We start from the raw sequence: 21,119 nt of genomic DNA on the forward strand, positions 1-21,119 counted from the left end.
TCAGTCAGGACTTACACAGACCATCTGACACGCCCCGAGGTCGAGGGCATGTTGGAGGACTTCCCTCTCGCAGGGGTCTTGATGAGCATGCCGGGGATCGGCATCAAGACCGCCGCGCAGATCCTCATGGCCATCGGCGACGGCACCGCGTTCGAGACCCCGCGCCATCTCGCGGCTTACGCCTGGATCGCACCGGTCACATGGAGATCCGGCACCTCGATCCGCGGGGAGTTCCCCGCACGCTCGGGCAACAAGCGGTTGAAGAACGCCCTGTTCTACTCGGCCTGGGTCGCTTCACACTCCGACCCCGTCTCCAAGGTCTAATACGATCGCAAACGCGCTGAGGGCAAGCGCCACAACGCCGCCGTGATCTGCCTGGCCCGCCGCCGCTGCAACGTCATCTTCGCGATGCTCCGCGACGGCACCTACTACCAACCCCCGACCAAGGTCACTGGCCCCGAGCCACCCCCTCCCCCTCGCAGCTTGACTCAGAACATAGGAACACCCTCACGCCGGAGACCTCATGGCCGAGCACGGCCGGCGTCGGGAAGGCGACCTCGTCCTTCATGACGTGGAGGTCCGTGTGGCAGACCCCGCAGGCGGCGACGTCGACCAGCACCTCGCCCGGGTGCGGGGCGGCGACGTCGATCTCGTCGGCGTGAAGACACTAGGGCCCGACGGCGGTCGAGCCCTCGGCGGCTTCCAGGACGAAGGCGGGCACGTGCTGCGGCATAGCGGGCACCTCGGGGTCTCTCTGCTCGGCGTTGAGAAGGTTCCCCACTGAGGATGGTCCTCGGGGTTCACGCCGGTCAAAGCCGTGCCACAAGCAGGCGTCGGGCAGGTGGTCGGCCCCGCCCGTCGGTCGGATCCGCGGGGCGAATCGACGGGCCGACGGGACACTCCCTCGCAGCCCACGGCCGCTCCGCGGTTCCCTCTGCGGGGCGCCGCGCTCTGGGGCAGGATGGAGCCGTGCCCTCCCTGCGGCATGCAGGCCTCGTGCGTCATCGGCGATCACGGCAGGGACGCCGGCATCCATGAACCCCGACGGCGGGGCACCACGCGACGCGGAGCCCTTTCGCCCGACGTCGCACCCACCCACGCACCGGAGAGGACCCCGTGCACTCCCCCGACACACCCACCACTGCTGACGCTCCCACCGCCCACATCACCCTCACCCCCACCCCCGACTCCCCCGCCATCGACCCCAAGATCTACGGCCATTTCCTCGAGTCCGCCTTCTTCGGGAACATCGAGGGCGGCGTCTTCGACGAGGGCTCGACGCTCTCGGTGACCAGCGACGGCCCGCTCGGCGGCTGCCGGCAGGACGTGATCGACGCCTGCCGCGAGCTGGGCATGCCGGTGGTGCGGTGGCCGGGCGGGAACTTCACGTCGGCCTACTGGTGGCAGGACGGCACCGGGCCCCGGGACGAACGCCCGCGCCGGCTCGAGCTCGCCTGGGGCTCGGAGGAGACCAACAGGTTCGGCACCCCGGAGTTCCTCGCCTGGTGCGAGGCGACGGGCGCGACCCCGTACCTCGCCCACAGCTGCCGCAGCGTCGAGGACGCCGCCCGCTGGGTCGAGTACTGCAACCACGCCGGCGACACCGCGATGACCCGCCAGCGCTCGGCCGACGGCCTCGTGCCCCCGCACCCCGTGCCGATCTGGGGCATCGGCAACGAGGTCTACGGACCCTGGCAGATGGGCCACCGCAGCGCCGAGCAGTACGCGCACGACGCCCGAGAGCACGCCCGCTTCATGCGCGCCGTGGACGGCTCGATCCGCTTCGTGTGCGTAGGGCTCGACGACGACCGCTGGACGGACGTGGTGGTGCGAGAGCTCGGCGAGCTCACCGACTGGTTCTCCGTGCACGCCTACGGCGCCGGCTTCCACCTGGTGGATCCCAGCCGCGAGGAGTTCGACGCGATCGTCGCCCAGGCGGTCCACATGGAGCAGCTGCTGCAGGGCTTCTCGCAGAAGGTCGCCGCCGCGGCGGACAGGCACGGCATCACCAGCCCCCTCCAGATCGCGTTCGACGAGTGGAACATGCGCCATTACGAGCCGCGCAGCTGGCCCGAGCCTCAGCCCGGGGCCGACGGCGGCATCGCGCCCCGGGACATCTCTGGTCCGGCCGACGCTCCCGGCGTCGCCGGAGAGGTGGGCTGGACGGTGAACCGCTACTCCCCCAGGACGCTCGCCGACGCCCTGTACTACGCCGGGGTCTTCCACGCGATCCACCGCACCGCCGGCAGCCGCGTGCCGGTGACCATGGCGAACACCGTCAACCTCGTCAACGCCAACGCCCTGCTCGCCGTGCGCGAGGGAGGACTGGTGAAGTCGGCGACCTTCCACGTGTGGGACCTGTACCTGAACCACTTCGGCACCCGTCCGCTGCGGGCCGCGGTCGCCGGCCCCGCCGTCACCCTGCCCGTGCGCCACGAGCAGGGCTGGGGCGGCGAGGCGCAGTGCGTCGACGTGCTCACCTCCGTCGCGCTGCTGGATGTCAGCGCCACGGAGTCGGCCGACGGGACGCGCCGCTATCTCGCGGTCATCAACCGCTCTGCCGATCAGGACATCGAGGCGGTGCTGAGCGTCGAGGGCGAGCTCGTGACCGGGCCCGTCACGGTGCACAGCCTCGGCGACGGGGTCGAGGACCTGTTCGCGGTGAACACGATCGAGGTCCCGGACACCGTCGCCCTGCGGGAGCGGTCGGCGGAGCTGGAGGACGGGAGGTTCACGGCTCCGGCGCACTCGGTGAGTGTGGTCGAGTGGGAGGTGTGAGGAGCGAGCCGGTCGCGAACCGGAGCGCCCTACCCTGACTCCATGGACCGCCTCCCCTCGATCACCCTCCGCCAGCTCGCGTACTTCGCAGCGGTCGCCGAGCAGGGCTCCCTCACCGCGGCGGCGGAGAAGATCCACCTGTCGCAGTCGGCGCTGTCTACCGCGGTCAGCGAGCTCGAGCGCCAGTTCGAGGTGCAGCTGTTCATCCGGCACGCCCGCGGGCTCTCCCTCACCCGGGACGGCGAGCGGCTGCTGGCCGAGGCCCGGGCACTGCTCGGCGACGCCGACGCACTGCAGCGCAACGCCCGCGGGCTCCAGCACGAGCTCACGGGCTCGATCACCGTGGGCTGCTACCCGACGATCCTCTCGTCCCTGCTGCCCCGCGTCATCGCCGAGTTCACGACCGCCCATCCACGGATCTCGCTCGACATCAGGGAGGGGAATCAGGACGATCTGCTCTCCTGGTTGTCCACCGGCAGGCTCGATCTCGCGATCGCCTACGACTACCACCTCGATCGGGAGCTCGCCGACCTGGGCTTCACCTCGACCGTCCTGGCGCGCATACCCCCTTATCTGCTGCTGCCGCCGGAGCACCCGTTCGCCGGGCGCGACGCGGTCTCGCTCTCCGAGCTGGTCGACGACCCCATGATCCTGCTGGACACTCCGCCCAGTGCCGACTACTTCCGCTCCCTGTTCACCCGGGTGGGCACGGAACCGAACGTCGCCTTCCGCACCTCGAGCTACGACACCGTGCGCGGGCTCGTCGCTCACGGGGTCGGCTACTCGATCCTCACCCAGCGCGCCCCGCACCCCGTCGCCGCCGACGGTGCGCCATACGCCGCCTTGGACCTCACCGACGAGTTCCCGGCCCTCGAGGTCGCTGCGATCGTCCCTGCCGGACGCCGCCTCAGCCGCCGGGTCCGAACGTTCATCGAGAGCGCCGAGCGAAGACTGATCGTGGACCCGGCTGGGTCCTGATCGTCGATCCTGCCGCGGGCTGATCGCGGACGCAGCCAGGACCTGATCCTTGAACCGGCAGGACCATCCGCGCCGACCCTTCGATCGAATCGATGGCAGTCCTCGATTCTCTCCGCTGGTCAGCGGCATCGTGACCTCCTAGGCTCGCCAACCATCACCCCTCGCGATGGAATCCGCTCCATCGCCATGTCGGCGAAGGAGCTGAAGGCCGTTGGAGCACACCGGAACGGTATGGGTCGTCGGATCCCTGAACGTGGACACCACGTTCGAGGTCGAGCAGATCGTGGAACCGGGGCAGACCCTCCTCGCCCGCGGCGTCACTCGCACCCCAGGGGGCAAGGGCCTCAACCAGGCGGTGGCCGCCGCGCGCCACGGTGCCCGCACGCTCATGATCGGGGCGACCGGCGCCGACGACAATGCAGCGCTGCTGCGCTCGACGATGGCGGCCGTCCCCGGGCTCGACGGCACGGGTGTCACCACGGTGCCCGATGCGCCGACCGGCGAGGCCATGATCCAGCGGGACCGCGACGGGGAGAACTCGATCATCGTCTCCTCGGGCGCGAACGCCCGCCTGACCTCTGCGGACGTCGAACACCAGCTCGCAGGGATCCGCCCCGAGGACGTCGTGGTCTGCCAGCTCGAGATCGGGACGGCGGTCGTGGCGACCACGCTGCGGGCCGCGCGCTCCGCCGGTGCGCAGACCGTCCTGAACGCCGCTCCGGCCGCGGCGGTGCCGCACCTCCTCGCCGACGTCTCGCTGCTCGTGGTCAACGAGAACGAGGCCCGCACCCTGCTGGGCGACTCCTCGACCGACCCCGCCCGTGACCTCTTCTCCCGCTTCGGCTGCGTCAGCGTGGTCACCCGCGGCGGAGCGGGATCGCAGCTCTGCGACGAGCACGGCACCGCGTCCATCCCCGCACGTGAGGTCGAGGTCGTCGACACGACCGGGGCCGGGGATGCCTTCGTCGGCACCCTCGCCGCCGCGCGGACCCGCGGCGCGGCGCTCGGCGAGGCGTGCCAAGAGGCCTCGGACGCCGCGGCGGCCGTCTGCACGGTCGCCGGCGCCTTCTCCACCGACGCCGGCACCGACGCCGCCGCCCTCACCACTGCGCATCGCACGCCCACGTCCGCCGCATGACCCGTCATCGACAGGAGCCCCTCCCCGTGCAGCACCTCATCATCGACTGCGATCCCGGCGTCGACGACGCCCTGGCCCTGATGATGGCGTTCGCCTCCGACCAGGTCGTCGTCGACCGGATCACGACCGTCGACGGCAACGTCCCCCTCGACCAGGTCGCCCGCAACGCCGCGACCGTGCTCGAACTCTGCGGGCGCACCGATGTCCCGCTGCATCGCGGGGCGGATCATCCGCTCGAGAGGGAGCCGATGCCGGCCTCCCGCGCCCACGGCGGCGACGGTCTCGGGGACTCCGGCTATGCCGCCCGGGAGCCGTGGGCCGATGCCCGCGGCGCGGTGGACGCCCTCCTCGAGGAGTCCAGGTCCACTCCCGGCGGTATCACGATCCTCGCGCTCGGCCCGCTGACGAACCTCGCGCGGGCCGTCCGCCAGGACCCGACGTTCCCGCAGCGGGTGCGCCGTCTGGTGATCATGGGCGGGGCCGAGTTCACCGGGAACGTGACGCCGTCGGCCGAGTTCAACATCCTCCACGATCCCGAGGCGGCCGAGGTCGTCTTCGGCGCGGGCTTCCCGCCGATCGAGATGATCGGCCTGGACGCCACCCGCCAGGTGTTCATGTCGCCCGGGATCCGCGAGCTCGTGCGCCAGCTCGGCGGCACCACGGGCCGCTTCATCCACGACGTCACCGAGAAGTACGTCGACCACTACTGGCGGAAGTACCGCGAGGTGGGCGCCGAGCTCTGCGACCCGCTCGCCTTCGCCCACCTCGTCGACCCCGATCTCATCGACCTCGTCCCGGCCCGGGTCGAGATCGCCACCTCCGGGGTGTGCGACGGCAGGACCGTCGTCTGGCGCACGTCCCGCTACCGGGACCAGGAACCGAACGCACTGGTCGCGACGAGCGTCGATGCTCGCCGCTTCTTCGACGCGCTCCTGGGCTCCCTCTTCCCCGAGCACACGGCCGACATCGCCCGCGTGCTCGACCGCGAACTCTCCCCTGGAGGAACACGATGACCCTGGCCCGACGCATCAGGGAGGACTTCTCCCTGATGGCGATCCTCATCATCCCGATCGCCATCGCCATCAACTTCGTGGGCGGCTCCCTCGCCCTCGCGCTCAAGCTGCCCCTCTACCTCGACTCCATCGGCACCTTCCTGGTCGCGATGCTGGCCGGGCCCTTCGTGGGAGCCCTCACCGGGTTCCTGAGCCTCGCCTTCGTCTCGGCGACAGACCCCACCTCCCTTCCCTGGACGGTGCAGGCGGCCGTCGTCGGCGCCATGGTCGGCTGGCTCGCGCGGCGCGGCCTGCTGCGCCGCCCGCTCGGCGTGGTCGCCACGATCATCCTGGTGATCCTCGTGTCGGTCACGGGCGTGGTCCTGATCCGGCTGCTGGTCTTCGGCGGCTTCACCACCAACGGATCCTCCGTGATCGCCGCGGTGATGGTCGCCGCGGGCGTACCGATGATCCCCGCCCAGTTCGCCTCGTCGTTCGTCTCCGAGCTCCCGGACAAGACGCTCTCGATCCTGCTGGCGCTCGTGGTGATCCGCTCGATGTCCGATCGGTACCTCATCAAGTTCTCCAACGGCCGCTTCTTCACCGCACACGCCCGGCGGAAGCGCCGCGGCAGGGCCGCCCCGGCCCCCGTCGACGCGGCGGCGACCGAGACCACCCAGCTCGCCCCGCTCCAGGGTGCTGCGCAGTACGGGACCTACTCCCGCTGGCGCTGGACCCGCTCCGGCGCGACCGCTGCCCGTCCCCCGCAGGAGGCCCGACGATGACCACCACAGGCACCCCCGCCGACGGCGTCCGCGTCGACGCCCCGGCCAACCCCGTCCTGCGCCTGAACCCGATCACGGTGCTCACGGTGCTGCTCGCCGCCTGCGTGATCTCGCTGTTCTTCGGCTGGCAGGTCACCCTCGTCCTGATCGTCGGCTATCTGCTGACGGCCCTCGCCGCCGGGCGGCTCACCCGCTTCCTCTCGCTGTGGCTGCGCTCGGTGGTCCTGCTGTCCGTGGTGGTCTTCGCGCTGCAGGCCCTGCTGTACCCCGGTGAGACCGTGCTGCACGAGCTGCTGTTCCTGCACATCACCGCGGAGGGCGTCGACAAGGGCGCTCGCATCGCCACGATGGTGATGAGCATCGGCAGCGCCTTCATCCTGGGCAGCGTCCTCATCGACATCCGCCGTCTGACCCGGGCGCTCGAGCAGCGCGGCACCTCCCCCACCGCGAGCTACATCGTGCTCTCGACCATCACGATGATCCCGCAGCTCAGGACACACATGGCCACGATCATGGACGCCCAGCGAGCACGCGGGATCGAGACCGACGCCTCCCCGCTCGTGCGGGCGAAAGCGTTCCTGCCCACCCTCTCCCCTCTCATCCTCAACTCCATCGTCGGAGTCGAGGAGCGAGCACTCACCCTCGAGGCGCGCGGCTTCTCCTCGAAGGGCCCCACGACGAGCCTGGTGCGCATCCCCGACACGGCCGTCGACCGCACCCTGCGCGTGCTCACCTACGCGGCGATCGTCATCGCCCTGGCAGTAAGGATCTGGCTGTGGACGCAGTGACCATCGAGAACCTCACCTACACCTACCCCGAGGCCCCCGGCCCCGCCCTGCGCGACATCGATCTCACGATCGGCGCCGGCGAGCTGGTCTCCGTGGTCGGGGCCAACGGCTCCGGGAAGTCGAGCCTGTGCCAGGCGATCCGCGGATTCATCCCGCACTTCTTCGGCGGGGACATGACGGGCCGGGTCGTGGTCGACGGCACGAACATCGCCTCCCAGCAGATCGGCGACCTCGCCGGCACTGTCGGGTTCGTCTTCCAGAACCCGTTCACCCAGATGAGCGGCGTCGCCCGGACCGTCTTCGGCGAGATCGCCTTCGGCCTCGAGAACCTCGGCATCGACCCGCTCGAGATCCACGAGCGCGTCGAGAGGGTCCTGGACGACGCGGACCTCCAGCCGCTGCGAGATCGCGACCCGATGCAGCTCTCCGGCGGGCAGCAGCAGCGGGTCGCCCTGGCCTCGGTGCTCGTGATGGACCAGCCCGTGCTGGTGCTCGACGAACCCACTTCGCAGCTGGACCCCGCGACCACCGACGACGTGCTCGGGCTGATCCTCGCCGCCCGCGACCGCGGCCGCACGATCGTGCTGGTCGAACACAAGATGGAGCACGTCGCCGAGTTCTCGGACCGCGTGGTCGTCATGGACGGCGGCTCGATCGCCCTGGCCGGCGCCCCCGCCGAGGTGTTCTCCGATCCGCGGTGCGAGGCTCTCGGCACGCGGCTGCCCGAGAGCATGTACCTGCGCCGAGCGCTGGCCCCCTCCGGGCTGCGCCTCTCCCCCGCCCCGCTCCGCCTGGACGACCTGCTCCGCGAGGTCGCGGACGGCATCGGCGCCCAGCACCCCACCACCGCGACCGCACCGGAGGTGCTCTGACATGCCTCTCGTCTCCCTCGAGGACGTCTCGTTCCGCTACCCCAATGGGTTCCAGGCCGTCGACTCGGTGAGCTTCGCCGTCGCGGCCGGAGAGTCCGTCGCGATCATCGGCCAGAACGGGGCCGGCAAGACGACCACTGTGAAGATGATCAACGGGCTGCTGCGCCCGACGTCCGGGACCGTCCTCATCGACGGCACGGACACGGCCCGCCAGACTGCCGCCCAGACCTCCCGGCGGGTCGGGTACGTGTTCCAGAACCCCGACGACCAGATCTTCAACCCCACGGTCGCCAAGGAGGTGGGATACGGGCTGCGGCGGCTGCGGATCCCTGCCGCCGAGAGGGAGCAGCGGGTCGCGGAGGCCTGCGAGGTCGTCGGGCTCGGCGCCGCGATGGCGGCGAACCCCTACGACCTGCCGCTGTCCATCCGCAAGTTCGTCGCCATCGCCTCAGTGCTCGCGGCCGACCCCGACGTGGTGATCCTCGACGAGCCGACGGCTGGTCAGGACCTGGCCGGTCTGCTGCGCCTGGCAGCGCTCATCGACGGCCTCCAGCAGCAGGGCAAGGCCGTCATCACGATCTCCCACGACATGGAGTTCGTCGCCCAGAACTTCGACCGCGTCATCGTGATGGCCGATCGCGCCGTGGTCCGCGACGCCGGGGCCGACGAGATCTTCTACGACGCCCGGGCCATGGAGCGGGCGAACCTGCGCCCGCCGGCGCTCGCAAGCGTCGGCGCCCTCGTCGGACCGGAGGTCGGCCTGGACATCGACCGGCTGAACGCGGAGCTGGCCACGCGTGCGCTCCCCGACTCCGCCTCGACATCGACACCGACCTCGGCGCCCACGTCGACGCCGACCCGTTGAACCACACGTCTTCCACCGATCGGAGATCCATGACCTCCTCCCTGCCTGCATCCACCGAGGTGGTCGTCGTCGGCGCCGGACAGTCCGGCATCGCCGCGAGCGCCCATCTCACCCGCCTGGGGATCCCCCACCTCGTCCTGGAGAAGGCGGACGTCGCCGATCGCTGGCGCCACGGCCGCTGGGACTCCCTGGTCGCCAACGGCCCTGCCTGGCACGACCGCTTCCCCGACATGGAGATCCCCGGCGTCGGACCCGACGAGTTCGCCACCAAGGACCAGATGGCCGACTACTTCGGCGCCTTCGCCCGCAGCTTCGACGCACCCGTCCGCACCGGCGTCGAGGTGCGCTCCGTGACGCGGAGGGAGAGCGCCCCGGGGTTCCTCGTCGAGACCAGCCAGGGCACCATCGCAGCCGGCAACGTGATCGCGGCGACCGGCCCGTTCCAGGTCCCCGTCGCGCCGCGCATCATCGGCGAGGACCTGGTGCCGCACCAGATCCACTCCGCGGCCTACCGCAACCCGGAGCAGCTCCCCGAGGGCGGGGTGCTCGTGGTCGGCGCCGGCTCCTCGGGTGCTCAGATCGCCGAGGAGCTCCGTGCGAGCGGCCGCCAGGTGCACCTGTCCGTCGGCCCGCACGACAGGCCGCCGCGCAGCTACCGCGACCGCGACTTCGTCTGGTGGCTCGGCGTGCTGGGCAAGTGGGACGCCACCGCACCGGACTCCGACCACGTCACGATCGCCGTCAGCGGCGCCCGCGGCGGCCACACCGTCGACTTCCGGGAACTCGCCGCCGCGGGCATCACCCTGGTGGGACGCACCCAGGCCTCGCAGGACGGCACGATCCGCTTCGCCGACGACCTCCGGCGCAACATCACCGCTGGTGACGCCAACCTCCTGGAGCTCCTGGAGGATGCCGACGCCTACGTCGAGGCGAACGGGCTGGATCTCCCCGAGGAGCCAGAGGCGCACCGCCTGGGTCCCCTGCCCGCATGCGTCACCGACCCCGTGCGCTCCGTCGATCCGCGCCAGGCCGGCATCACCTCGATCATCTGGGCGACCGGATACGCGCAGGACTTCACGTGGCTGCGGGTCGACGCCTTCGACACCACCGGCCGCCCCGCTCATCTGCGCGGAGTCTCCACGGAAGCAGGCATCTACTTCCTGGGGCTGCCGTGGCTGTCGCGCCGCGGGTCCAGCTTCATCTGGGGCACCTGGCACGACGCGATGCACGTCGCCGACCACATCGCCACCCGCCGCCAGTACGCGCAGTACGCGCCGGCCGCGCACGCCCCCTCGGCCGGGCCGACCGGATCAGCGGGATCGGCGACGACGTCTTCCGCGTCCGCTCAGACAGAATCGCCCTCGTCGCCCGAGCCGACCCCGTCGGCCCCGTCGCCCTCGTCGGACTCGTCCGACCCCGCTCAGCATCTTCTGGAGGAGATCACCCGATGACAACGCACACGCGCATCCGCCCCTTCAACACGAAGGACACCTACCCCGAACAGAACCTCGACAACGACCTGTGCCAGGCCGTCGTCGCCGGGGGCGTGGTCTACCTCCGCGGCCAGATCGGACAGGACCTCGACACCCGTGAGTCCGTGGGCATCGGCGACGTGGAGGCCCAGGCGGAGAAGGCCATGGCCAACATCGACATGCTGCTGAAGGAGTCCGGCAGCCGCCTCGCCGACGTCGTGAAGGTGACCGTGTACCTCACCGACATCCGGTTCCGGGAGACCGTGTACCGGGTGATGGGCCGCTGGCTGAAGGGGGTGCACCCCGTGTCCACCGGTCTCGTCGTCGACGCGCTCGCCCGGCCCGAATGGCTCGTGGAGATCGACGCCACCGCGGTGATCAGCGACCCGGCCGACGATCACGAGGAGGCGGCCCGGTGACCTTCTCGATCGTCGGGCGCGACGCCCGCACCGGCGCACTGGGCATGGTGGTGAGCTCCTCGAGCCCCGCCGTCGCCTCCCGCTGCCTGCACCTGCGCTCGGGCGTCGGCGCCGTCGCCTCCCAGAACGTCACCAATCCCGCTCTCGGCCCTGCCGTGCTCGACCGGCTCGAGGCGGGCGATCGCGCGGACGCGGCTCTCGCCGCCGTCCTCGCCGAGGAGCCGCATGCCGACTACCGGCAGCTCACCGTGGTCGATGCCGCCGGCCGCACCGCCGAGCACTCCGGGGCGAATGCGCTGGGAACGCGCGCGGCCCGGATCGGCGACCAGTGCGTCGCCGCAGGCAACCTGCTCGCCGACGAGTCCGTGATCCCTGCGATGGTCGCCGCATTCGAAGCGAGTGAGGGAGAGGACCTCGAGCGGCGCCTGCTCGCCGCCTTCCGGGCCGCCGTCGACGCGGGCGGCGAGGCAGGAGAGATCCGCTCCGCCGGCCTCGCCGTCGTCGACGACGTGCCCTGGCGGACCACCGACCTGCGCGTCGACGACGCCGAGGATCCGCTGGGCGAGATCGACCGGCTTCTCGAGCTGTGGATGCCCCAGAAGGCGGACTACCGCGTCCGCGCCCTCGACCCCACCGCAGCCCCGTCGTACGGCGTCCCGGGGGACGAGTGATGACGGCAACCGCCGACGGACCGGCACATTCGGAGCTGCTGAGCGCCGTCGAGACAGATGTCGACGGCATGCGCGAGCAGCTCCTGGAGATCAGCCGCAGACTCCACGCCCACCCGGAGACCGCCTGGAAGGAGCACGACTCCGCCGCACTGCTCACCGGCACGCTGGAGTCGTGGGGCTTCGACGTCACCCGGGGTGCGGCGGGCCTGCCCACCGCCTTCACGGCCGAGCACGGCACGGGCTCGAGAACCATCGGCCTGGTCGCCGAGTACGACGCCCTGCCGGGCCTCGGCCACGCCTGCGGACACAACGTCATCGCCTCAGCCGCACTCGGCGCCGCCCATGCCCTGCAGTCCGTGGCAGGCGACCTCGACCTGCGCATCCGGGTCATCGGCACCCCGGCGGAGGAGGGAGGCGGCGGCAAGATCCCGATGCTCGAGGCCGGATGCTTCGACGACCTCGAGGCCGCCCTGATGATCCATCCGGGCCCGGCGGACGCCGTCCTCGCCCGGCCCCGCGCCGTCGCCCATTTCGACGTCGAGTACCAGGGGGCAGCCTCGCATGCGGGCGCGTACCCGCAGCTCGGGGTGAACGCCGCCGATGCGTTCACCCTCGCCCAGGTCGCCATCGGCCTGCTGCGCCAGCAGCTCCCCGATTCCCTCCGCGTCCACGGGATCGTCCAGGAGGCAGGCACCGCCCCGAATGCCATCCCCGGCAGCGCCAGAGGCTCCTGGTACGTGCGCGCGGACACTCTTGAAGAGCTCGACGTCGCGTTCGAGCGCGTCCGGCGCTGCTTCGAGGCCGGGGCGATCGCGACCGGTTGCACGTGGGAACTGCGGGAGACGAGCCCTCGCTATGCCGAGTTCCGCAACGACCTCGAGCTCGCCGAGATCTTCACCCGCCTCGCAGCCGCACAGGGGCGGGACATGGACCTTGCGGAGAACGGGCCGCGCGGCATGGCGACGGCGTCGACGGACATGGGCAACGTGTCCCAGCGCGTCCGGGCGATCCACCCCTACCTCGGTATCGACTCCCTGCCCGCCGTGAACCACCAGCCCGAATTCGCGGACGCTGCCGCCACCCCGGCCGCATATCGAGCCGTCCGCGACGGCGCCGTCCTGCTCGCGCAGACCGTGGTGAAGGCTCTCGCCGGCGCGTCACGATAACCTCGCCGCTGCTCCGGCGCGGACCGCCGTCGCGCGCTGCCCTCGCCGAGCAGGAGCGCGTCGCCCGGTAACCTCGAACGGTGCCCACCTCCCGTCGCTCCACCACCCGTCGGCGCAGCGGATCCTCCCGCCGCAGCAGCGGATCGACCCGTCGGAAGTCCTCGGGCGGCTCGCGGAGCAGGGGCGCCCAGCGCGAGCTCCCCTTCGTCGGCCCCGGCGAGCGGCTCTGGGTGCTCGACGTCCCCTACGGCACGCAGGTCGAAGGTGCGTCCTGGCATCCGGCGGTGCGGATGCACCTGCACGTCGGCCGCACCCTGCCCGCGCATCTCGCGCCCTTCGCGCCCGGCCCGCACACCCTGGGCCGATTCCTCGAGAACGAGCTCAACCCCGACTCCCCCGCGCCGATCCCCGAGCCGGCCGAGGAGTTCGAGCCCCGGCTAAGCCAGTACGAGGCGGCCGACGCGATCGCCGAGCGCGCCGCGGCCGGAGGCCGGCAGTTCCTGCTGGCCGACGAGCCGGGCGTGGGCAAGACGATCTCCGCGGTGCTCGGCGCGAGCGCCGTCGGCTCCCTGCGCGATGCGCGGCGCGTGCTCGTGGTGGCGGACCGTCCGGCGGCGATCACGATCGGCCACTGGTGCCGCACCATCACGGCGCTCGGCGACAGCGGCCTCGAGTGGGTCGTCATCACCTGGGACCGCCTCGAGAAGGTCACCGACTACGACTGGGACGTGATCATCGCCGACGAGGCGCACGCCCTGCGCCGCACCACGACGAAACGGTGGAAGCTCTGGGCGAAGATCTCCGGGCACGCGCGGTCGCACGATGCCGCGCCGTTCGTCATCGCGACGACCGCGACGCCCGGCCACACTCCCCTCGAGCTCCCCTATCTCGCTCCTGCCTACGCGCAGGTGCACGGCGAGTCGATGAAGGAGTGGACCTCGGCTTCGAAGACCGACGCGTCCTTCGCCGATGCCCTCGAGCGCCACGGGATCGGCCTGGAGCGAGGGCGCTACGGCGCCACCTGGACGACGGACCCCGCACGCCGAGCCGAGGATCTTGCGCGGGTGCGCACCTGGCTCGAGGACGCGCAGCCGCCCGCCATGCTGCACCGCGCCGCGCCCTGGGGACCCGTGCCGATCTCGGGAATGCCGGTGGCGCTCACGCAGGCCGAGCGCTCCGCGTACGAGGCCGAATGGGGCGAGTTCTGCCGCGAGATGGACCTGGCCCGGCGCGGGCGCAACACCGCCAAGGGCCGCGCGGCGCTGCTGCGCTTCCGCCAGAAGGCCGGGCTGATCCGCGTCGACTCCACGGTCGCCTGGATCGCCCAGCAGGTCGAGGCCGAGCGGCAGGTCGCGTGCTCGGTCGAGTTCGTGGGCACCGCAGCCGACCCGATCACCGAGCGTCTGCAGGATGCTGGGCTCGAGGTCGCGACGATCTTCGGCCGCGACCGCTTCGACGTCGAGGCCGAGCGTCTGCGGTTCCAGCGGGGCGAGGCGAAGGTCTGCGTGTTCACCTCGGTCGCCTCGATCAGCCTCCACGCCGGCGAGCAGCTCCCCGGCGGCGAGCAGGCGAGCACCGAGCCGCGCGTCGGCGTCTTCCACCAGGCGCGATTCTCCGGCATCGCCGGCCGCCAGGTCACCGGCCGCACCCACCGCGACCACCAGGTCTCCCCCTGGCACATCGCCTATGCGCAGGACACCGTGGAGGAGCAGGTCAGCAAGGTGATGGTGGAGCGCATCGCCGCCGCCTCGGACACCGTGGGCGGGGACACCGAGCAGCTGGCCGACGTCGCGCAGCTGCTCGGGGCGGACTGGCTGCCGGCGGGGAGCCTGACGGAGGGAGGGTGACAGAGGGAGCCTGACGGAGAGCGCGTGAGCACCGCCGAGCTCCCCTGCCGCTGCACGGGTCCAGAACGATGCGGAAACGCTCTATAGTCTGCCTGTTCGCAACCGCGGATACCCCGCCCCGACAGCACCAGGAGTGCAGATGGAACGCACCGCCCGGACCTCAGACGCACAGATGCAGGAGTCTCTGCAGGCCGATCCGGTCATCACGACCATCAAGGATGCGGAGTCCCTCGCCCAGGCGCTGAGCGCGGATCATGCGATCGTGTTCCTGCTCTACGGGAGCCTGGTCGACATCGCGCAGACCGTTGCCACGTGCAAGGCAGCTGGCAAGACCGTTCTGGTGAACATCGACTTCATCGAGGGGCTCTCCGCGCAGGACGCCGCCGTGGATTGGCTGTCCGAGCAGACCGGTGCGGACGGCGTCCTCTCCTCGAAGCCCGCGGTGATCCGCTCCGCCCGCCGGGCGGGCCTGATCGCCGTGCAGCGCTACTTCCTGGTGGACTCGATCTCGTATCACCAGCTGCCCCGGGTCCTGAAGCAGGGCGATCCCCACTTCGTGGAGATCCTGCCGGGCTGCGTGCCCCGCGCCATCGAGTGGCTCCGCAATGACATCTCTATCCCCATCATCGCTGGTGGACTCGTCTGCGAGCGCAAGGACGTGATCGAAGCGCTCTCCGCTGGAGCCCTCGCCATCGCCACCTCCGATCAGCTGGTCTGGGCCATGTGAGCACGGCGCCCAGCGGCCCGCTCGGAGCCGCTGGACAGAGTTCGGCAGCTCCCGTAGAGTCGGCCGAAACTTCATCATCCCGGGTTCGCCCGGACGTCACGACAGAGACCAGAGATCAGTGGCGTCGCTCCTTTCAAGGGGCGACTGCACCTGATCTCTTTTTTTGTGCCCGAAAGCCGCCGGAACCGTTTCCCCCGGAGATAACTGCGGCCCGCCCACCGTCCACGAAGGAGTGGCCTCATGACCCGCTCACGCAGAGCAATCAGCTTCCTCATCCTGTCCATGACCGGTGGGGTCGTCTTCCAGGTCGCCTATCTGAGGTTCCTCTTCCTGGCGGACGGTGCCGAAGCGCTCGGGCTGACCCTCCAGCAGTACGGCACCGTCACCTCCGCCTTCGGCGCGACGGCGGTCATCATGTACTTCGTAGGAGGCTGGTTCGCCGACAGGTTCTCCCCGAAGCTGCTCATCGTCGTGGCGATGCTCGGAATCGGTCTGCTCGATCTCTTCGTCTCCACCGCACCCGGCTACTGGCTGGTGCTTGCCGTGCACGTGCTGTTCGCCGTCCTGGGGACCGGGCTCTACTGGCCGGCCCTGGTGAAGTCGATCAGCCTGCTCGGGGAGTCGGACGAGCAGGGTCGTCTCTTCGGATTCCTCGAGGGAATCCGCGGGCTGACCACCACGATCGTCGGCCTGGTGGGCTCCGCCATCGTCGCGAACGCGATCGTCGCCAGCTCCGGGGTCTCCACCCTGATCCGGATCTACGGCGTCCTCGCCCTGATCCTCGCCGCCCTCGTGCACTTCACCGTGCATCAGGGGAAGGACGCACTGGGGAAAACCGAGCGCCAGTCCGTCGGCCTCGGCCAGCTCGCGGCGGCCGCCAAGAACAAGTACACGTGGCTCATCGGCGGCACGGTCATGATGATGTACAGCTTCTACACCCTGATGGGGTACCTCTCTCCCCTGCTCCAGGATGGATTCGGGGTCGCGGCCTCCCTGATCGGGGTCATCGGAGTGATGCGCACCTATGCCTTCCAGTTCATCGCCAGCCCGGTCGGCGGAGTGCTCGTCGACAAGGTCTTCCACTCCACCCCTCGCTTCCTGCGGCTGATGTTCGTCGTCGTCGGCCTCACGGCGATCGGCTACCTGGTCCTCCCCCAGCGGCCCGCACTGCTGGGGATCGCGCTGGCCCTGATGATCGTCATGAGCCTCGCCGTCTTCGCGTCGCGAGGCGTCTTCTGGGCGTCCGTGGGCGAGCTCGGCATCCCCGTGGCGCAGCGCGGCGGCGTGATCGGGCTGGCCTCGGGCCTCGCCTACCTCCCTGATGCGTTCCTGCCGGCGCTGGCGTCCTGGTGGCTCGGCGATCCCTCGAACGGCATCGCCGCCCACGGAGGGTTCACCGCCATGTTCACCACCCTCACGGCTGCGGCGGCGATAGGCGTGGTGCTGTGCACGCTCACCCTGCGCATCCGATCCAGGGAGACGACGGATGCGCCCCTCGTCAGCCAACCCGCCTGACCCCTCCGACTCCAGCACCCCGCTGCAACCTCTACCCATCCAACCCCTCTCGAAGGACAGAACCCATGGACATCACCGACTTCTCCCTCGACCTCTTCTCGCTCGACGGGAAGGTCGCCCTCGTCACGGGAGGCAATTCCGGTCTGGGAAGGGCCTTCTCCCTGGCTCTCGCCAAGGCCGGGGCCGACGTGCTCGTGCCGAGCATCGCCGACGATGACGGGACCACTCGCGCACTCGTCGAGGAGACGGGGCGCCGCTACGAATTCCTGAAGATCGACATCACGGGTCCGGGCGCTCCCGAGGAGGTCATCGAGACGGCTCTCGAGCGCTTCGGGGGGCTCGACATCATCGTGAACTCCGCGGGGATGTCGAAGCTCGGGTCCGTCGAGGAGTTCGACCGTACGAAGTGGGACCCCATGGTCGAGCTCAATCTCAATGCTCCCTTCGCGCTGTCCCACGCCGCTGTCGAGCATTTCATCGCGCAGCGCTCGGGGAAGATCATCAACATCGCTTCCCTCTTCGCGTTCCTCGGCGGACAGCAGTCCCCTGCGTACGCCGCGACGAAGCACGGCATCGTCGGGCTCACCAAGGCGTACAGCGACGAGCTCGCCCAGCACGGCATCCAGGTGAACGCCATCGCGCCCGGCTACTTCTCCACGGCGATCACCGAGGCCACCCGCTCCGATCCGGACTCGAGCCGTCGCGTGCTCGAGCACATCCCGGCCAACCGATGGGGCGAGGTCGCGGATCTGATGGGCGCGCTCGTGTTCCTGGCCTCTCGCGCCTCCGACTACGTCAACGGTCACGTCCTGACCGTCGACGGCGGCTACCTCGTCCGCTGACCTGCTCCCTCCGAGAAACACCCCGAGAAAGGAATCCCCTCACCATGATCGAATCGCGCTCCTCCCTGTCGCGAGGCCAGATCCTCGACCAGCTCGCCGCTCTGCTCCCGGCCGACCAGATCGACGTCGACCAGGACGCGCTCCGCGAGGCGAGCGTGGACCGGTTCAAGAAGTACCAGTCGGTGCACGGCATCTTCGATTCCCCCATGCCGGCTGCCATCGTCTACGCCACCTCCACCGACGACGTCGCAGCGGTGCTCTCCTTCGCCGACGAGAACCTGGTGAACGTGGTCCCGCGCAGCGGACGCACTGGAACCGAAGGCGGCCTGGAGACCAGCGTCGAGGACACGATCGTGCTCGACGTGTCCCGCATGAACCGTGTGCTCTCGGTCGACCCGGAGAACATGCAGGTCACCGTCGAAGCGGGTGTCAGGCTCCAGGACCTCGAGGATCAGCTGCGCGCCCAGGGGCTGACCACGGGGCACTCTCCCCAGTCCAAGCCGCTCGCCCAGTACGGCGGCCTCGTCTCCACGCGGAGCATCGGTCAGTTCTCCACCCTGTACGGCGCGATCGAGGACATGGTCGTCGGTCTCGAGGCCGTGTTCCCCGGAGGACGCACCACTCGGATCAAGGCCGTTCCCCGCCGCGCAGCGGGGCCCGATATCCGGCACCTCATCATCGGGAACGAAGGGTCCTTGGCAGTCGTCACCGAGGTGACGCTCAAGGTCTTCCGCTTCTACCCCGACAACAACCGGTTCCACGCCTTCCTCGTGGACGACATGCGAACCGGGATCGCGATCCTGCGCGAGGTCATCACCAACGGCTTCCACCCCTCGGTCGCTCGTCTCTACTCGCCGCAGGACGCGCAGCAGCACTTCGCCCATTTCAGCAAGGACAAGTGCGTCGTCGTCTTCGTCGCCGAAGGCCCCGAGGGCATCGTCGAGGCGACGAGCAGGGAGATCACCCGGGTCGCCGAGCAGCACCCCCACGAGACGGTCGATCCCGCCCTCGTCGAGGAATGGTTCGAGAACCTCAACTGGGGCCAGGACAAGATCGATGCGGAGAAGACTGCGATGCTGGAGTCCCAGCACCTGGGATACACCACGGAGGTCTCCGCGGACTGGACCCAGGTCGCCGACCTCTACGACGCAGTGATCGACCGGATCCACAGCGAGTACCCCTACGTCGAGGACCTGACGATGCTGGGCGGGCACTCCTCGCACAGCTACCAGACCGGCACCAACATGTACTTCGTCTACGACTACCGGATCGACGCGGCGCCCGAGGAGGAGATCGAGAAGTACCACCTCCCGCTCAACGCCATCATCGTCGAGGAGGCCCTTCGCCACGGCGGTTCCATGGTCCACCATCACGGCATCGGCAAATATCGCACGCCGTGGACCCAGCAGGAGCACGGGACCGCTTACCCCCTCCTCGCCGAGCTGAAGCAGACCTTCGACCCGAACGGAGTCATGAACATGGGCACGATCTTCCCCGCAGAGGGTGCGATCCGTCCCGCCGCCGCGGATCCCGGAGCACAGCTGCGTCGCTGGGCGGAGGACCCCACGGGCTCGGCCTCATGACGCGATACGTCGTCGGCATCGACAACGGCTCCCAGTCCTCGAAGGTGACGATCTTCGACGAACACGGCCGCAGCTGCGCCGAAGGAAGAGTCCCGCTTCCGCCGAACCACATGCCGCGTCCAGGAGTGGTCGAGTACCCGGGCGACGTCCTGTGGGAGTCGATCGTCGAGGCGTGCCGCCTCGCTCTTGAGGACTTCCCGCACGACCCTCGCGACATCGTCGGCATCGGACTGTGCACGATCCGTTTCTGTCGCGCTGTGCTCCGGGAGGATGGCTCCCTGGCCCAGCCGATCCAGAGCTGGATGGACGAGCGCGTGGGACGGCCGTACGAGGCCGAGACCGAGGACGCGGCATACGTGACGACATCCTCCGGGTACATCTCCCATCGGATGACCGGAGAGTTCCGTGACGCAGCCGCGAACTACCAGGGGATGTGGCCCATCGACACGGCCTCCTGGGCATGGTCCACCGAGGAGACGGACTATCGGCGCACGGGTATCCCTCGGGACATGCTGCTGGAGATCGTCCAGCCCGGAGAGGAGCTCGGACTGCTCACCGCGGAAGCCGCTGCTGCCACGGGGCTGCCCGAGGGCACTCCAGTCATCGCCACCGCCAATGACAAGGCGGTCGAGGCCCTGGGAGCCGGGCTCCAAGACCCTGATGCTCTGCTCGTGTCACTCGGTACCTACATCGCAGGGATGGCCGTGGGCAGGAGCGAGGTCGAAGCGCCCGAGTCGTTCTGGACGAACTTCGGCTCCGAGCCCGGAACATATCTCTACGAGAGCGGTGGGATCCGCCGTGGGATGTGGACCGTGAGCTGGTTCCGGGATCTGCTGAGCGACGGCGGTGCCCATGAGGCCGAGCGACGTGGGGAGAGCGTCGAGGAGATGCTGGGCCGGGAGGCGCTGGACGTCCCCGTCGGCTCCGACGGGCTCCTGACAATCCTCGACTGGCTGGCCCCGGCCGAGCAGCCGACGAGGAAGGGGACGTTCCTCGGATTCGATGGACGCCACGGGCGCGGCCACATGTTCCGTTCGATCCTCGAAGGCATCGCGATGACGCTGAAGGACAACGCCGACGCGATGGCGGCGGAGCTCGACACAGAGTTCGACCATGTGGTGGTCACGGGCGGTGGTGCAGCATCCGACCTGCTCACGCAGATCCTCGCGGATGCGTTCGGACTGGAATGCGTTCGACTCGAGGGCGGGAGCTCAGCGGGACGCGGCGCCGCCATCTGCGCGGCGGTCGGCGTGGGCCTGGCTCCCTCCTTCCGCGATGCCGTGGGGCGATTCGCCGTGATCAGCGATCGCACGGAACCGAATCGGGAGAACACGGAGTTCTATCGATCGCTGGGTGCGATCCACCGCGATGTCCGCGACCGGACGGATCCGATCTACCGGCGTCTCTCGGAGCTCGTGGGCTAGGCCCGAGCCGTCATGGGGTCGGCGACGCATGCGAACGCTTGTCGTGATCACCCGATCGGGGCCTGTACTGGGGCCGGGCGAGATCGTCCGGCCCCAGTGCGCAGGTACACCCAGCACACGTTCGGTCCGGAGGGCGCGCGTGACGGGTACCTCGCCTGTTCGCGACCGCATCACCCAGCTTGCCTGTCAGCCCACGGCGACACCCAGCGCCTCCGCGTGCCCGCTGGCGACCCGCGCGAGCTCGATGTCCCGCGAGG

The 21,119-nt window shown here is 69.9% G+C and carries 20 protein-coding genes and 1 pseudogene; 20 read left to right on the forward strand and 1 reads right to left on the reverse strand.

The window, feature by feature from the left end; translation table 11 throughout:
- Positions 1-441: pseudogene (locus FHG10_RS17630) on the forward strand (transposase); the annotation flags it as partial.
- A 7-nt stretch (positions 442-448) separates the two neighbouring features.
- Here FHG10_RS17630 and FHG10_RS18355 read toward each other — a convergent pair.
- Positions 449-619 carry an alcohol dehydrogenase catalytic domain-containing protein gene (locus FHG10_RS18355; protein WP_227488362.1) on the reverse strand — a complete coding sequence of 57 codons (171 nt, stop codon included), beginning with the start codon at positions 617-619 and terminating at the stop codon, positions 449-451.
- Between FHG10_RS18355 and FHG10_RS17640 the strand changes: the two genes are divergently transcribed.
- The 19 genes from FHG10_RS17640 to FHG10_RS17730 all read left to right on the forward strand — a co-directional run bounded on the left by FHG10_RS17640 (position 584) and on the right by FHG10_RS17730 (position 20,862).
- Entirely contained in the window at positions 584-784 is a 201-nt protein-coding gene (locus FHG10_RS17640) for a hypothetical protein (RefSeq protein ID WP_152354678.1), read from the forward strand. The genes FHG10_RS18355 and FHG10_RS17640 overlap by 36 nt on opposite strands.
- 332 nt (positions 785-1,116) lie before the next feature.
- Positions 1,117-2,778, forward strand: coding sequence for an alpha-L-arabinofuranosidase C-terminal domain-containing protein (locus FHG10_RS17645; RefSeq protein WP_227488363.1), 1,662 nt, complete (start codon positions 1,117-1,119; stop codon positions 2,776-2,778).
- A gap of 42 nt (positions 2,779-2,820) precedes the next feature.
- Entirely contained in the window at positions 2,821-3,756 is a 936-nt protein-coding gene (locus FHG10_RS17650) for a LysR substrate-binding domain-containing protein (RefSeq protein ID WP_152354679.1), read from the forward strand.
- Between the two features lie 211 nt (positions 3,757-3,967).
- Complete coding sequence (locus tag FHG10_RS17655) at positions 3,968-4,894, forward strand: ribokinase (protein ID WP_152354680.1); 927 nt, start codon at positions 3,968-3,970, stop codon at positions 4,892-4,894.
- Between the two features lie 26 nt (positions 4,895-4,920).
- Positions 4,921-5,907, forward strand: a complete 987-nt coding sequence (locus tag FHG10_RS17660; RefSeq protein ID WP_193636376.1) for a nucleoside hydrolase — start codon at positions 4,921-4,923, stop codon at positions 5,905-5,907.
- A complete protein-coding gene (locus FHG10_RS17665) occupies positions 5,904-6,671 on the forward strand; it encodes an ECF transporter S component (RefSeq protein ID WP_152354682.1) in 768 nt (255 codons plus the stop codon). The genes FHG10_RS17660 and FHG10_RS17665 overlap by 4 nt, the downstream gene beginning before the upstream one ends.
- Positions 6,668-7,459: an energy-coupling factor transporter transmembrane component T gene (locus FHG10_RS17670; protein ID WP_152354683.1), complete on the forward strand. Its 792-nt coding sequence runs from the start codon at positions 6,668-6,670 to the stop codon at positions 7,457-7,459. The genes FHG10_RS17665 and FHG10_RS17670 overlap by 4 nt, the downstream gene beginning before the upstream one ends.
- On the forward strand, positions 7,447-8,331 hold the full coding sequence (locus FHG10_RS17675) for an energy-coupling factor ABC transporter ATP-binding protein (RefSeq protein WP_193636377.1): 885 nt from the start codon (positions 7,447-7,449) through the stop codon (positions 8,329-8,331). The genes FHG10_RS17670 and FHG10_RS17675 overlap by 13 nt, the downstream gene beginning before the upstream one ends.
- Before the next feature lies 1 nt (position 8,332).
- A complete protein-coding gene (locus FHG10_RS17680) occupies positions 8,333-9,196 on the forward strand; it encodes an energy-coupling factor ABC transporter ATP-binding protein (protein WP_152354685.1) in 864 nt (287 codons plus the stop codon).
- A gap of 29 nt (positions 9,197-9,225) precedes the next feature.
- Positions 9,226-10,647, forward strand: coding sequence for a flavin-containing monooxygenase (locus FHG10_RS17685; protein WP_152354686.1), 1,422 nt, complete (start codon positions 9,226-9,228; stop codon positions 10,645-10,647).
- Positions 10,644-11,087, forward strand: coding sequence for a RidA family protein (locus FHG10_RS17690; protein WP_152354687.1), 444 nt, complete (start codon positions 10,644-10,646; stop codon positions 11,085-11,087). Before FHG10_RS17685 ends, FHG10_RS17690 begins: the two co-directional genes overlap by 4 nt.
- Positions 11,084-11,758 (forward strand): DUF1028 domain-containing protein, encoded by a 675-nt coding sequence (locus FHG10_RS17695; protein WP_152354688.1) that lies wholly within the window; start codon positions 11,084-11,086, stop codon positions 11,756-11,758. The genes FHG10_RS17690 and FHG10_RS17695 overlap by 4 nt, the downstream gene beginning before the upstream one ends.
- Positions 11,758-12,924, forward strand: a complete 1,167-nt coding sequence (locus FHG10_RS17700) for a M20 family metallopeptidase (RefSeq protein WP_227488364.1) — start codon at positions 11,758-11,760, stop codon at positions 12,922-12,924. The genes FHG10_RS17695 and FHG10_RS17700 overlap by 1 nt, the downstream gene beginning before the upstream one ends.
- An 80-nt stretch (positions 12,925-13,004) precedes the next feature.
- The gene (locus tag FHG10_RS17705) at positions 13,005-14,771 is read left to right on the forward strand and encodes a DEAD/DEAH box helicase (protein WP_152354689.1); all 1,767 of its coding nucleotides are present in this window, start codon (positions 13,005-13,007) and stop codon (positions 14,769-14,771) included.
- Between the two features lie 139 nt (positions 14,772-14,910).
- Positions 14,911-15,498, forward strand: coding sequence for a glycerol-3-phosphate responsive antiterminator (locus FHG10_RS17710; RefSeq protein WP_152354690.1), 588 nt, complete (start codon positions 14,911-14,913; stop codon positions 15,496-15,498).
- A 240-nt stretch (positions 15,499-15,738) separates the two neighbouring features.
- Entirely contained in the window at positions 15,739-17,013 is a 1,275-nt protein-coding gene (locus FHG10_RS17715; RefSeq protein ID WP_152354691.1) for an MFS transporter, read from the forward strand.
- A 65-nt stretch (positions 17,014-17,078) separates the two neighbouring features.
- A complete protein-coding gene (locus FHG10_RS17720; RefSeq protein ID WP_152354692.1) occupies positions 17,079-17,855 on the forward strand; it encodes an SDR family oxidoreductase in 777 nt (258 codons plus the stop codon).
- Between the two features lie 44 nt (positions 17,856-17,899).
- Positions 17,900-19,438 (forward strand): FAD-binding oxidoreductase, encoded by a 1,539-nt coding sequence (locus FHG10_RS17725; RefSeq protein WP_152354693.1) that lies wholly within the window; start codon positions 17,900-17,902, stop codon positions 19,436-19,438.
- Positions 19,435-20,862, forward strand: coding sequence for an FGGY-family carbohydrate kinase (locus FHG10_RS17730; RefSeq protein WP_152354694.1), 1,428 nt, complete (start codon positions 19,435-19,437; stop codon positions 20,860-20,862). The genes FHG10_RS17725 and FHG10_RS17730 overlap by 4 nt, the downstream gene beginning before the upstream one ends.
- The last annotated feature ends 257 nt before the right edge of the window (positions 20,863-21,119 follow it).

The sequence above is a fragment of the Brachybacterium subflavum genome (genome assembly GCF_009299795.1).
GTDB classification, from domain to species: domain Bacteria; phylum Actinomycetota; class Actinomycetes; order Actinomycetales; family Dermabacteraceae; genus Brachybacterium; species Brachybacterium subflavum.

What these genes read in the sequence shown, in the direction of transcription:
- FHG10_RS17650 (WP_152354679.1), top strand. Translation starts at nt 2,821, where the DNA reads ATGGACCGCCTCCCCTCGATCACCCTCCGCCAGCTCGCGTACTTCGCA.
- FHG10_RS17665 (WP_152354682.1), top strand. Translation starts at nt 5,904, where the DNA reads ATGACCCTGGCCCGACGCATCAGGGAGGACTTCTCCCTGATGGCGATC.
- FHG10_RS17670 (WP_152354683.1), top strand. Translation starts at nt 6,668, where the DNA reads ATGACCACCACAGGCACCCCCGCCGACGGCGTCCGCGTCGACGCCCCG.
- FHG10_RS17680 (WP_152354685.1), top strand. Translation starts at nt 8,333, where the DNA reads ATGCCTCTCGTCTCCCTCGAGGACGTCTCGTTCCGCTACCCCAATGGG.
- FHG10_RS17685 (WP_152354686.1), top strand. Translation starts at nt 9,226, where the DNA reads ATGACCTCCTCCCTGCCTGCATCCACCGAGGTGGTCGTCGTCGGCGCC.
- FHG10_RS17690 (WP_152354687.1), top strand. Translation starts at nt 10,644, where the DNA reads ATGACAACGCACACGCGCATCCGCCCCTTCAACACGAAGGACACCTAC.
- FHG10_RS17700 (WP_227488364.1), top strand. Translation starts at nt 11,758, where the DNA reads ATGACGGCAACCGCCGACGGACCGGCACATTCGGAGCTGCTGAGCGCC.
- FHG10_RS17710 (WP_152354690.1), top strand. Translation starts at nt 14,911, where the DNA reads ATGGAACGCACCGCCCGGACCTCAGACGCACAGATGCAGGAGTCTCTG.
- FHG10_RS17715 (WP_152354691.1), top strand. Translation starts at nt 15,739, where the DNA reads ATGACCCGCTCACGCAGAGCAATCAGCTTCCTCATCCTGTCCATGACC.
- FHG10_RS17720 (WP_152354692.1), top strand. Translation starts at nt 17,079, where the DNA reads ATGGACATCACCGACTTCTCCCTCGACCTCTTCTCGCTCGACGGGAAG.
- FHG10_RS17725 (WP_152354693.1), top strand. Translation starts at nt 17,900, where the DNA reads ATGATCGAATCGCGCTCCTCCCTGTCGCGAGGCCAGATCCTCGACCAG.
- FHG10_RS17730 (WP_152354694.1), top strand. Translation starts at nt 19,435, where the DNA reads ATGACGCGATACGTCGTCGGCATCGACAACGGCTCCCAGTCCTCGAAG.